We start from the raw sequence: 11576 nt of genomic DNA on the forward strand, positions 1-11576 counted from the left end.
TCCCCCTCATTTAAGCATTAAACAAGTTAACAATTTCCTTTAAGTACTTCTCATCAACATCATCAAAATAACCAAGATATTCACTATCCACATCCAATACACCGATCACCTCTGCCCCTTTATACAAAGGCAAAACAATTTCGGATTTTGATGCCGATGCACAGGCAATGTGTCCCGGAAACTGATCTACATCAGGAACAACTAATACTTCATTACGCTGCCAGGAAGCACCACACACACCCTTTCCGAATTTTATCCTTGTACAGGCAACAGGCCCCTGAAATGGTCCCAACACTAACTCTTCGCCTTTAACGAGGTAAAACCCTACCCAAAACCAATTAAATTGCTCTTTTAAAGCTGCAGCAACATTAGCCAGATTAGCAATCTGATCTTCTTCACCTGTAATCAAAGCTTTAATCTGAGGAATAAGGGATAAATATTGAGCTTCCTTGTCCGCACTTCTGGTTATCACTAAATCTTCTGCCATAAATTCTATTTGAATTACAAAAATATAAAAGTAAATATCAAAACAAGTGTGATATCCCACAAGATTAACTCCTGCCAGGGGGTAGACAGTGCCTAGCCTAAGCAGTAAATTTCTTTTGCTTTTCTTTTGCTATCCTTTTGCTCCTCTTTTGCTATCCTTTTGCTCAAGCAACAAAAAAGCAGGTTTGAGGCAAAATAAAAGCAAAACATAAACAACAGCAGGATAAGACACAGACTGAAGGCTAATCAGCTCCACACCGAACAGAATACAGCCGATTACTCCCGCTACCTGAGGTTATATTGAGGACTTTTACCCTTCAAACAACTAAAATAATTAAATTTGAATTTTTGAACGCATCAAAGATAGTAACGATGCCACCTGGAAGGAACTAACTAAATAACAAATAAGTATCACAAATGAATAAAAAAACCTTAATTACATCTTTGCTAACCTGCTCATTACTCACGGTTGGCATTTTGCAATCAGGCTACAAACCCTGGGAAGAGGGAATGTTTCCTTTAAGCGAAATCCATAAACTAGATTTAAAAAAGGCTGGTTTAAAAATCAGTCAGAATGAGATTTACAATCCAAATGGCACGAGCTTGGTCGACGCACTGGTAAATGTAGGCGGCTGCACCGGATCTTTCATTTCTAACCAGGGACTGATCATCACCAATCACCACTGCGCGTTCAGCGCTGTACAACTTGCAAGCACTCCTGAGCACGACTACCTCACCAATGGTTTTGTAGCTGCAAACCGTGAACAGGAAATCGAGGCAAAAGGATTAACATGCCGTATCACTGACAGTTATGAAGATGTTTCAGATCGTGTTTTAGGTGCTGTTGCTCAGGTTACCGACCCTACATCAAGATTGAAACTTATTAATGACGCCATGAAGAACATTGTGGTGGAAGCGGAGAAAAAAGACCCTACCATCCAAGCCGAAGTATCGGAAATGTTCATCGGAAAGACTTATGTACTATTCAGATACAAAACCATTCAGGATGTACGCCTGGTATATGTTCCAAACCGTCAGATCGGAGAGTTTGGCGGAGAAACTGACAACTGGGTATGGCCGCGTCACACCGGCGACTTCTCTTTCATGCGTGCTTATGTAGCAGCAGACGGGTCGCCGGCCAAATATTCAAAGAAAAACGTTCCTTACACACCTAAAAAATTCCTTAAAGTAAACGCCAATGGCACAAATGAGGAAGATTTTGTTTTCATATTAGGTTACCCTGGTAAAACATTCCGCCACCGCCCTGCTCAGTTCATCGAGTACCAGCAACAATTCGTATTGCCTTACGTATCGGAATTATATGATTTCCAGAATACGACAATGGAAAACGCAGGTAAAAAGGATAAAACTACTGAAATTAAACTGGCTACCAGGATAAAAAGAAACGCCAATACATTAAAAAACTACAGGGGTAAACTACAGGGCTTAAAAGGAATCGACCTGATCTCACAAAAGAAGAATGAAGATGCTGCACTTGCCAAATTCATCAACAGCAATATTGACGTAAAAGCTCGGTATGGCAGTTTAATGTCAGACATCGACAACCTTTATAAGTTGATCAACGGGGACGCTAAAAGAGACTTATGGTTAGCCCAAATATACAACTCAACAAGTGTTCTTGGCGTATCGAGAAACATTAACGCTTTTAAAACAGCGCTTGATGCACAACCTGAAAACCAGAAAGAAGCATTCTTCAATCAAAACAAACCACGTTTAAAATCGTTCTTAGCGGGAATCTACGAGGCTTACGACATTGATGCTGACAGAAAAATCTTTAAAAGAATGTTGAGCGACGCTTCTGCTTTCTCGGCAGATCAATCTGTAAACGCCGTAGACAAGCTTACGAACAAGTCTGCATATAGTGAGAAGGTAATTGAGGATTATGTAACGAATACGTTCAAGAACAGTAAACTTACAGACACCAGTTACGTTTACAACACACTTTTAAAGTCCACAAAATCATTCTCTAGCTATAGTGACAACCTCTTATCTTTCGAAAAAGATATAGCAGCACAAATTGCGGCTTTAAAACCTGAAAAAGATCGCAGAGAAGGCGTATTGAATAAACTAATGGGCGATTATGTGAATGTAAAAGAAAAATTCCTTAAAAAGGATTTCGTACCTGATGCAAATAGCACCTTGCGACTTACTTATGGCTATGTAAGAGGATACTGGCCTGCAGACGCATCTTATATGCGTCCATACACCACGATTAAAGGAATATTAGAAAAAGGCACAAGCGGAAAGCCTGACTTCAGCTACCCTGCTCAAATCAGGGCACTATGGGAGGCTAAAGACTTTGGTCCCTTTGCTAAAAAAGACCTGAAAGATGTACCTGTTGCATTTTTATACAACATGGATACTACTGGTGGCAATTCTGGCTCTCCAATCATGAATGCACAAGGAGAACTGATTGGTGTAAACTTCGACAGAGCTTATGGTGCTACAATTAACGATTATGCATGGAACGAAAGTTACAGCAGATCTATTGGAGTTGATATCCGTTATGTACTATGGGTAGCTTCAAAAATTGATAAAGCGAATTTCCTGTTAAAAGAAATGGGCGTTAAAATTTAACACTTAGAAACAAAGCATAAACTGAAGGCCATCCTTAACAGGATGGCTTTTTTAAAACACAAAATACATGAGAGTAATAGCAGAACTACCACATCCGGAATGCAAGATCACCCTGTTTAATATGAATCAAAAATACATCATCAAGTTTGAGCAGGGAACACTTGAGCAGAGTTACAAACTATCAGAACTAGACTTGAGTGGAGGGGGCGCAAATGAGATTTTTCAGATCCTGGATGAAGCATTTATTGCGACAGTAGTAGAACGTTTTAAGACGATGAGATCCGATTTCTCGGCAGCCTACAACAGACAACAGTATTAATAGAGATAAAACAAGATAACCAACTGTAATACAGAAACAATAAACACACCACAAAATTATATTTCGTAATTAAACCGACACTTATTACATTCTACCCACTTTTAATAAACAAAAAGTTAAATAAACAACAGGTATCAATGTTGATTTACAGATACTTAAATTGTTACGCAGAATATAATTTTGGAGCGTTAAAATGCCAAACATGATAAAAGTTCAGTACTTTTACTAGATATACACTACCTTGCAATAACCATGAAACCTTCAGGAGTTTACACTCGCAAATGATAGCTTCATAACCGATAAAAAACAAATTATATAGTGATGAAAAACAGTCGCCTAAACATAGCTTTACTTTCTCTAATTTTTGCATTTACCTCGTGCAAAAAAATATCAGAGAGCATTCAGCAAGACATCATCGTGAATGACACCACCTCTTTTGAAATCCCTGTATTGAGTAACATTAATAGTCCGGCAACTATTGCAGGTATCCCATCACATCTTAACCTTGAAGAGCAGTTAAGAAACACCCCAAACAATTTCACGATTGAACATATTACAGCAGTTAAAATGAAAAGTTTAGCCTTGTTATTGGATTCTATCAAAATAGATTTAAAAAATATTATTGACACCAACAACAATTTTGGCAATCTAGAAACGATAAGGTTTAGAATTGCAACTGGTGGAAATGTCAGCAATATAGCCAATGCGAGCGTTACTTCAAGTTCAATAAGTGGTTCCCTTTCATTAACTCCCGATATTCTTCCTGATACCTTAAAATCATTTATTATCCAACCATCAAGAACATATAATATCGTCGTTAAAGCAAAAACGGCTACCGCTACTCCAATGAAGGTAAAAGCAAGGGCAGTCTACACGATTACACTATCTAAATAAGAGTATAGGTCAGATTAACATAAAAAATCCTTATATTTGCATAAAACGGGATATTCATTACACTATTCTCTTAATATTACTTGCCAATTAATCCTTTGATTGGGTTTCAAATTCTACTGGTTGCTGATCCGTTGCCACCCCAGAATTAATTACATTGCCCCTATGGTTACACGAATCATATTGCAGGCTACAACAGGTAAGAGCAGAGAAAAGTTATTTTTTAACTAATACATTGAATTTATGGCTAAATCTCAGGCTACCTTCATGAAGAAGCAACTAGAAAAGAACAGACAAAAGAAGAAAGAAGATAAAGAACAACGTAAGCTGGAGCGTCAGCAAAATTCTACCGGAGGTGATCTGGAAAGCATGATGGCCTGGGTTAATGAGTTTGGAGAAATCGTCAACACTCCTCCTGAAAAGAAATAGATCTTATCAAAAGCTACCTCAAAGGTGGCTTTTTTTTATATTTCCCACATAAAACTAAAAACAGTTTAGAATGTCATGTACATCGTTATTCGTAATGAGCAATATTTTATTACTTTTGAGAAAGGAACGATAGAATAAGCTCGATTTGTTGTGACGATACTTCAGAAAGTTTTAGATAGTAAGTAACCAATTATTATGATTGATTTGCCAGCAGGTGACATAAATTGGCTTACTTTTAAAAAGGAAGCATGCCTTATTAAGGATAGAGAGACACATCTTTTTAAGATCGAAGTCGACACATACTTCGATCTTATCCAAGATACTTATATTGATATTCTTAACGATCAGGAAATAACAAAGGCTAGCCGTTTTTTAAAGACTAAGGATGCAGAAAGCTATATTGTAACCAGGTATGTATTGCGCAATCTTTTAGCACATTTTGTTCTAATCCCTCCCGCAGACATTCATTTCCATTTCAGTTCGGATAAAAAGCCTAAGGTTGATGGAATTGAATTTAATATTTCTCATAGCGGTAACTTTATTATAATAGCGATAAGTCTAGCTCCCATTGGAATTGACATTGAGTTTATCAATCAAAATTTCGATTTCGATCCGTTGATGAACGCTATTTTTAATGAAGAGGAATCTTCCTTAATTAATAAAAATGCCGATAGATTACTTTGGTTTTATGTCTTATGGACTAGGAAAGAAGCCATATTGAAAGCCTCGGGAGAGGGATTGACAGAGGACCTGACTAAACTCAATGTGGTTGCGCCTATAGTCGGCCGATTTGACACATACTTCGAGGTTAAAAGCCTCCTGTTAGACCAGAATTACGTAATAGGTTTGGCTACCGAGGTACCTGACAGCACTATTCATTATTGGAATTTTCAACCGCCCTCTTTAATTCTAAGTTAGAAAAGGAATACAATTACTTTCTCTTAGATTTTTCCCAGGCTGCGCTTTGATTTTTTCTGAAATATCTAACGATCCCTGCTATTACTGCATAGTTCATTACACAAAAATAGTACGGAATAAAAAAGGCTTTAATGCGTATATTTCTACTCTCAAAAAACAAACCAGTAAGGCTAAGCAAGTAAAACAACACCTGGCCTACAAATAGTACCCAGTAAATTTCTGCTCCTCCTTTTAAAACAATCAAGCCATTTAATACAAAGACAAGAATCAATAAAAATGGTGTGATGGTCCACCTTAAAACACGATGACTGATGTATTGAAAAGTAAGAATTGGATAATAAAATGGGTTTGCAGCTACTTTTAACCTTAAGATAGATTGCATTCCTCCTGCTGCTATTCTTACCTTTCTTTTCAATTCTTCCTTTGAATTGGCAGATGCCGTTTCCATTGCATAAGCATCCGGCTCGTAAGCAATGACGAATCCTTTCTCTGCGATTCTCATAGCAATCATATGATCATCAATGATCGTATCTGCCTCAACAGGCTGATAAAGCGCTGTTCTTATACTGAACAACTCTCCTGCAGCACCAACATTGGAATACAAATCATAATCCCATTTCTTAAGTTTAGATTCATATTTCCAGTAAAAACCCTCACCTGCCGAACTGGCATCAGCCTTTTCCTCTACCAGAATCCTTTTCTCGCCGGCTACAGCGCCCACTTTAGTGTTTTGATAGTGTTTTACTAATTCAAGAATAGCCCTACTGTTGAGAAAGGTATTGGCATCAGTAAAAACAGTCACTTCACCAGTAATAAAAGGTATGGCCCTTTTGATTGCGGCCATTTTGCCCGAACGGATATCTTCATGTAACAACACTACTTCAGGAAATCCTCTTACAAGCTCAGCAGTCCGATCCGTTGAACCGTCTGTAATAATTATAATCTGAATCTTATCCTTAGGGTAATCTAGGTTTAAAGTATTGGTTATTTTCTCGACAATAATGTCCTCTTCATTATAGGCTGCAATCAGCAAACTAACGCTAGGAAGCACTACATCACCTGTAAAAATAAAAGGTTTCACCAAAAATCGCTTAATCTTGACCAGGAAATACAATAAAAAACCATACCCCACAAACGTATAAATGATTAAAAAAAGACTAATCCAAAAAGCTACAATCATTTGTTACTATATTTTAATACCGAGGTTATCACTATTTTTTGATTTTTTAAAGTTCCACCACACACCTTTCAAAACCCATTTAATCAAATCCCATCTTCCCTTTAAAAGGTATGCAAAAATCTGTTTACTACATGCAAAGGAGATATAGTAAATGCTAAAAAGAAAAGTGTTTATGCTGCTGGTATTTCTTCTGATAAAAAGCATTCTGTTCCTTGTCATGAAATACGTTTTGATATGACTCCCTTTACCAACGCTCATAGACTCCTTGTGGTAAACTTTTGTTTTACCGGTAAACCAGATCTTTTTACCGGCTTTCTTAAATTTTTCGCACCAGTCCAGCTCTTCATAATACAAAAAGAACTGTTCAGCCATCAGACCAACATGTTTCAGTTCGTCTCTACGACACATCATAGCTGCGCCATGGCAATAACCAGTCTCTCTACTATCCAGGTCATACTGACCAATATTTGTCTCCATACTCCCTATCCCTTTATTGCGACAGGTCAGATAATTCATTTCTGTAAAACCGGCATACTGTATCACCTGAGGTTGTTCGAAATAAAGCAATAGCGGCGATAAAATCCCAATTTCCGGATGATGTTCAAATTCAGCAGTCATTACCGAAATAAGATCAGCAGAAATCTCCGTATCGTTGTTTAAGAGCAACAGATAGTCGCCCTTGGCTACTTTAATCCCGAGGTTATTACCACCGGCAAAACCTAGATTAACAACTGATTTGATATAAACTAAATCAGGATACACTGCTTTGTAGGCTTCTTTATGGTCTTCCTTACTCCCATTATCTACCAAAATCACTTCCACACGATCTCCTATAGTATTTTCTTTTACTGACCTCAGAAAATCAAGTGTGACCTGCGGTTGATTAAAGTTTACAGTAATTATAGAGGTTACTTTCATTTAAGGTAAATGTAATCTTTTATCGATAGCCTTTCAAGCCCGATCAATAAATTCATCAATCTCATCTAAAATAACCGAATCTATTGCGGCATCAAATTTCCTGGCAAAAAGCATATCAGATTTAACCACGGCATCCAGGTCTGCTGCTTGGAGAATTTTTGGGCTAGCATCCCCTTTAGGAAAAAAGATATAGCGCAGATTTCCATTTACAATTTTAGCACTTAAAGGCGAATTCATTAATATCGTAGGAATTACAAACTCATCTGTTCCCCAACAAAACCTCAGAAAGTTACTTAGTCCTTTTTCTTTCTTAAAAGCATTCAGGAGATATTCCGCACATTCATCGTTAATCATCCACCAGCTTGCCTTGCTCCCTCCATATAGCTTTACAGGCAAAGGAAACTTCCGTTTTGGGAGTACCTTATTGATAATACGTTCAACAAAAAACTTATATGGAAAATTAAAATCTGTCAAATGATATTTATCAAAGCGCTGAACAGCGGAGTCCCACCATTTAGAGGTATGATCTTCTTCATAGTAAATAAAGGACTTTTCTGCATTTTCCAATAAAAAATCATGAATCCACTTATTGGATCTAAGCGGATAATCCTGAGCACTCAACAAATTATAAAATTTATAGACCCGGCTACTTTCATGAGCTTCTTGGAGTGAATTGACCATAGCCTGCAAAGTGCTGTAACCTCCCCAATTACATTCAATGCGCTTTTGTATAAAAAATACGCTAGCTATATCTTTCAAAAACAGGAAAGGTCCAATATCTATTTTTTGATCAATATGTATGTAAAAATCAAAATCAGGATATTGCATCCTTTTTATCAATCGCGCCAATTGTTGCGGATTTTTATGTGCTATTATTATATGTGCTATTCGCATTCTAAATATTGGCGTTTCTGCTGACTGCAAAAGTCAGTGCTAAATAAATTTTAAGAAGGGAAATGTAATAATACAATATTTTTACGTTATAAAATAAAATATGCTCCACCTTTCGTCGGCATATATCATTCTTTAAAAATAAGAAAAATTGTTATTTTATGTACAAATACATATTATAACTTATGATTTTCTTTTCCTAAGTAATAATTAAGTAAAAAATTGAGTTCTATTATAGATCCCCACTTTTAAGCTGATTTACAGCGTAATTACATGCTCTAGCAGTTAATGCCATATAAGTTAATGAAGGATTGAGGCAACCTGAAGAGGTCATGCAGCTCCCATCAGTTACGAATACATTCTTCACATTGTGAATTTGATTAAATTTATTCAACACAGACGTTTTCGCATCATGCCCCATCCTTGCTGTTCCCATTTCATGAATTGTAGACCCTCCAGGCTTATTGTAATTAAAAGATTTTGCCTTAAAACCAGCTTTTTCAAGCATTTCCAAGGAGGTTTCTTCTATATCTTTCATCATCTTATGCTCGTTATCCTGGTATGAAAAATCGATTTTAACCAGCGGTAATCCCCATTTATCCTTTTGTACGGTATCCAATGAAATTTTGTTTTCAAAATATGGTAAGCACTCTCCCCAACCCGCCATCCATACCGTCCACTCTCCTGGCTTAGTTAATTGAGCCTTAAAATCTTTGCCAAAACCTGACATCGACATCTTTTCCATCCACTCCTCTCGCTCCCCATCTCCTTGAATATTATACCCTCTTTTAAAGTCAAGATTATCATTATGGCCTAAATTTCTATACCTGGGAATTAAGAAACCACATGGTCTCCGTCCTTTGTAATAATTGTCCTTAAAACCGTCATGACTACCCGATGCACCAGCAGATGAGTGATGATCCATTAAATTGTGCCCAAGTTGCCCACTCTCATTACCTAATCCGTCAGGAAAATGACTTGATTTTGAATTCAATAAGATTGATGTCGTAGGAATAGTTGAAGCGTTAACAAAAATTATTTTTGCAAAAAACTCCATGTACTCATTAGTATTTGTATCTATTACCCTTACGCCCTCTGCTTTTTGCAATCTATCATTGTAAATAATCTCGGTGACTATAGAAAAGGGTCTTAAAGTTAGGTTTCCTGTAGCCATAGCCGCCGGAATAGTTGAACTATTACTACTAAAGTAGCCACCAAACGGACAGCCCCTGGTACATAAATTCCTATTCATGCAAGGTCCTCTATTATCCCATCCCCGTGTTAAATTCGCCACCCGGGCTATGGTCAATAATCTATGCTCTTCATTCTTCTTAATCGACTCTGCTAAATGCTTTTCTATACAATTTAGCTCCATTGGCGGTAAGAAAACGCCATCAGCAAAGTGAGCTAAATTTTCTTTCTTCCCACTTACGCCAATATGGGTTTCCACATAACTATACCATGGCGCTATATCATTGTAACGGATCGGCCAATCCACAGCGATCCCCTCCTTAAGATTAGCTTCAAAATCCAGATCACTTAACCGATAACACTGGCGGCCCCACAATAAAGATCTGCCGCCAACCTGATATCCTCTATACCAATTAAATGGCTTTTCCTGTATATACGGGTGCTCCTTATCACTAACATAAAACTGCTTATTTGCAGCGTTGTAAGCACTACTTTGTATTGGATCCTCTTCAAAATCATGAACCGTATTTTGTCCTCTCAACTTAAAATCCCAGGGATTTAAGTTCGCCGTAGGATAATCCTTTATATGTTGAACATCTCTACCACGCTCGAGCAACAGAGTTTTTAATCCGCTCTTACACAATTCCATAGCTGCCCAACCGCCACTAATACCAGAGCCAATAACAATTGCATCGTAAGTATTTTGCTGCTTCGATTTTAAGTTAATATTCATAAATTCTACTTAGTAGCCCAGGATTTTTGATTAGGTTGAAGGGGAAAGCAGGCCGCATAATTACCAGGGATATAATCGTATGCCAAGCCTTTTGTAGCCCCAGGTTTTGAGGTGCAGTAGCCATAAACGGTAAGCCACTTTAGCTGAACAAAAAAGGGAGATCCCAGAATTTTCCTACGGACCTTATTTAAAATTGAATAATCATAAATGTCCATACTCTGAAAATGAGTTAAAATTTTCTCTCTATTTTCCGTACTACACCCGATAAAATCAACATTAAATTTCTCAACACTGTATTTCTCAAGACTTTTAAGACCAGAAATAAAACCATTTTGTTCCTTTACATCAAGGCAATTTGCCACCGTAAGCAAAATGAAATCGGCAACTTTAGCCTCTTTAGCTCCCGGAGTATCGGTGGTTGGAATGATCATTTCAGTCAATTCTTCAATTAAGATCTTTTTACTATTCAGGTAATTTAAGTCTGGCTTCTTATGAAGATCAAACCATTTAAATACAGAAAAAGATGTAAAGGAAATTGCACTGACTGCTAAGATGCTTTTTACTGTAGTTCTTCTATCCACTATAGATATATTGATTTTTAGTAAATATAACCAAGAAATTCTATTAATAAGAGCATAAAACAAAGTAAATTCAAAGGAAATTCAGATTAAAGCACAAAATCTTTCTAAACAAGAAAAGCCGATAGTCTTCTGACTACCGGCTTTCTTTAAGATTTGGCACCGACCTACTCTCCCACGTGTTACCGCAGTACCATCGGCTCTGGTGGGCTTAACTTCTCTGTTCGGAATGGGAAGAGGTGGACACCACCGATATAGGCACCTAAATATTTTTAATGATTTAGTATATATCTTTTCGCTTTATTGCGCAGCTTTCGCCTTGCATGCTGTTACACTAAACAAATGACATATTATTGAAAGAAGTTAAGTTAGGAAGAACAAACAACAGTTTACTGCTCTTGAAAGCTTCGGATGATTAGTATTACTCGACTTTGATGTCACCAC

Annotated in this window: 11 protein-coding genes and 1 rRNA gene; 5 read left to right on the plus strand and 7 right to left on the minus strand. The window is 37.2% G+C overall.

Going from position 1 to position 11576, the window contains the following annotated elements; all coding sequences use genetic code 11:
* Positions 1 to 10: 10 nt before the first annotated feature.
* The gene (locus B9A18_RS13510) at positions 11 to 487 is read right to left on the minus strand and encodes a GAF domain-containing protein (protein WP_084289844.1); all 477 of its coding nucleotides are present in this window, start codon (positions 485 to 487) and stop codon (positions 11 to 13) included.
* Between the two features lie 416 nt (positions 488 to 903).
* Here B9A18_RS13510 and B9A18_RS13515 point away from each other — a divergent pair, with 416 nt between their 5' ends.
* The 5 genes from B9A18_RS13515 (at position 904) to B9A18_RS13535 (ending at position 5641) form a co-directional block, all read left to right on the plus strand.
* Positions 904 to 3084 carry a S46 family peptidase gene (locus B9A18_RS13515; RefSeq protein WP_084289845.1) on the plus strand — a complete coding sequence of 727 codons (2181 nt, stop codon included), beginning with the start codon at positions 904 to 906 and terminating at the stop codon, positions 3082 to 3084.
* A gap of 67 nt (positions 3085 to 3151) precedes the next feature.
* On the plus strand, positions 3152 to 3403 hold the full coding sequence (locus B9A18_RS13520) for a hypothetical protein (RefSeq protein ID WP_084289846.1): 252 nt from the start codon (positions 3152 to 3154) through the stop codon (positions 3401 to 3403).
* A 321-nt stretch (positions 3404 to 3724) separates the two neighbouring features.
* Positions 3725 to 4297 (plus strand): hypothetical protein, encoded by a 573-nt coding sequence (locus tag B9A18_RS13525; protein WP_084289847.1) that lies wholly within the window; start codon positions 3725 to 3727, stop codon positions 4295 to 4297.
* A 264-nt stretch (positions 4298 to 4561) separates the two neighbouring features.
* Positions 4562 to 4723 (plus strand): hypothetical protein, encoded by a 162-nt coding sequence (locus B9A18_RS13530; RefSeq protein WP_226905054.1) that lies wholly within the window; start codon positions 4562 to 4564, stop codon positions 4721 to 4723.
* A 195-nt stretch (positions 4724 to 4918) separates the two neighbouring features.
* A complete protein-coding gene (locus B9A18_RS13535; RefSeq protein ID WP_084289848.1) occupies positions 4919 to 5641 on the plus strand; it encodes a 4'-phosphopantetheinyl transferase family protein in 723 nt (240 codons plus the stop codon).
* 13 nt (positions 5642 to 5654) lie between these two features.
* On the opposite strand, the gene B9A18_RS13540 is transcribed toward B9A18_RS13535, so the two are convergent.
* The 6 genes from B9A18_RS13540 to rrf form a co-directional block, all read right to left on the minus strand.
* The gene (locus B9A18_RS13540; protein ID WP_084289849.1) at positions 5655 to 6821 is read right to left on the minus strand and encodes a glycosyltransferase family 2 protein; all 1167 of its coding nucleotides are present in this window, start codon (positions 6819 to 6821) and stop codon (positions 5655 to 5657) included.
* A 6-nt stretch (positions 6822 to 6827) separates the two neighbouring features.
* Positions 6828 to 7739, minus strand: a complete 912-nt coding sequence (locus tag B9A18_RS13545; RefSeq protein WP_084289850.1) for a glycosyltransferase family 2 protein — start codon at positions 7737 to 7739, stop codon at positions 6828 to 6830.
* A gap of 33 nt (positions 7740 to 7772) precedes the next feature.
* Positions 7773 to 8633, minus strand: coding sequence for a beta-1,6-N-acetylglucosaminyltransferase (locus B9A18_RS13550; RefSeq protein WP_084289851.1), 861 nt, complete (start codon positions 8631 to 8633; stop codon positions 7773 to 7775).
* Positions 8634 to 8862: 229 nt separating this feature from the next.
* The gene (locus B9A18_RS13555; RefSeq protein ID WP_084289852.1) at positions 8863 to 10554 is read right to left on the minus strand and encodes a GMC oxidoreductase; all 1692 of its coding nucleotides are present in this window, start codon (positions 10552 to 10554) and stop codon (positions 8863 to 8865) included.
* A gap of 5 nt (positions 10555 to 10559) precedes the next feature.
* Positions 10560 to 11135: a gluconate 2-dehydrogenase subunit 3 family protein gene (locus B9A18_RS13560; RefSeq protein ID WP_144009497.1), complete on the minus strand. Its 576-nt coding sequence runs from the start codon at positions 11133 to 11135 to the stop codon at positions 10560 to 10562.
* Positions 11136 to 11286: 151 nt separating this feature from the next.
* Positions 11287 to 11398: ribosomal RNA gene (rrf, locus tag B9A18_RS13565) — 5S ribosomal RNA — on the minus strand.
* Positions 11399 to 11576 lie beyond the last annotated feature (178 nt).

The sequence above is a fragment of the Pedobacter nyackensis genome (genome assembly GCF_900176505.1).
GTDB lineage: Bacteria > Bacteroidota > Bacteroidia > Sphingobacteriales > Sphingobacteriaceae > Pedobacter > Pedobacter nyackensis.

What these genes read in the sequence shown, in the direction of transcription:
- B9A18_RS13515 (WP_084289845.1), top strand. Translation starts at nt 904, where the DNA reads ATGAATAAAAAAACCTTAATTACATCTTTGCTAACCTGCTCATTACTC.
- B9A18_RS13510 (WP_084289844.1), bottom strand. Translation starts at nt 487, where the DNA reads ATGGCAGAAGATTTAGTGATAACCAGAAGTGCGGACAAGGAAGCTCAA.
- B9A18_RS13520 (WP_084289846.1), top strand. Translation starts at nt 3,152, where the DNA reads ATGAGAGTAATAGCAGAACTACCACATCCGGAATGCAAGATCACCCTG.
- B9A18_RS13525 (WP_084289847.1), top strand. Translation starts at nt 3,725, where the DNA reads ATGAAAAACAGTCGCCTAAACATAGCTTTACTTTCTCTAATTTTTGCA.
- B9A18_RS13540 (WP_084289849.1), bottom strand. Translation starts at nt 6,821, where the DNA reads ATGATTGTAGCTTTTTGGATTAGTCTTTTTTTAATCATTTATACGTTT.
- B9A18_RS13545 (WP_084289850.1), bottom strand. Translation starts at nt 7,739, where the DNA reads ATGAAAGTAACCTCTATAATTACTGTAAACTTTAATCAACCGCAGGTC.
- B9A18_RS13555 (WP_084289852.1), bottom strand. Translation starts at nt 10,554, where the DNA reads ATGAATATTAACTTAAAATCGAAGCAGCAAAATACTTACGATGCAATT.
- B9A18_RS13530 (WP_226905054.1), top strand. Translation starts at nt 4,562, where the DNA reads ATGAAGAAGCAACTAGAAAAGAACAGACAAAAGAAGAAAGAAGATAAA.
- B9A18_RS13550 (WP_084289851.1), bottom strand. Translation starts at nt 8,633, where the DNA reads ATGCGAATAGCACATATAATAATAGCACATAAAAATCCGCAACAATTG.
- B9A18_RS13535 (WP_084289848.1), top strand. Translation starts at nt 4,919, where the DNA reads ATGATTGATTTGCCAGCAGGTGACATAAATTGGCTTACTTTTAAAAAG.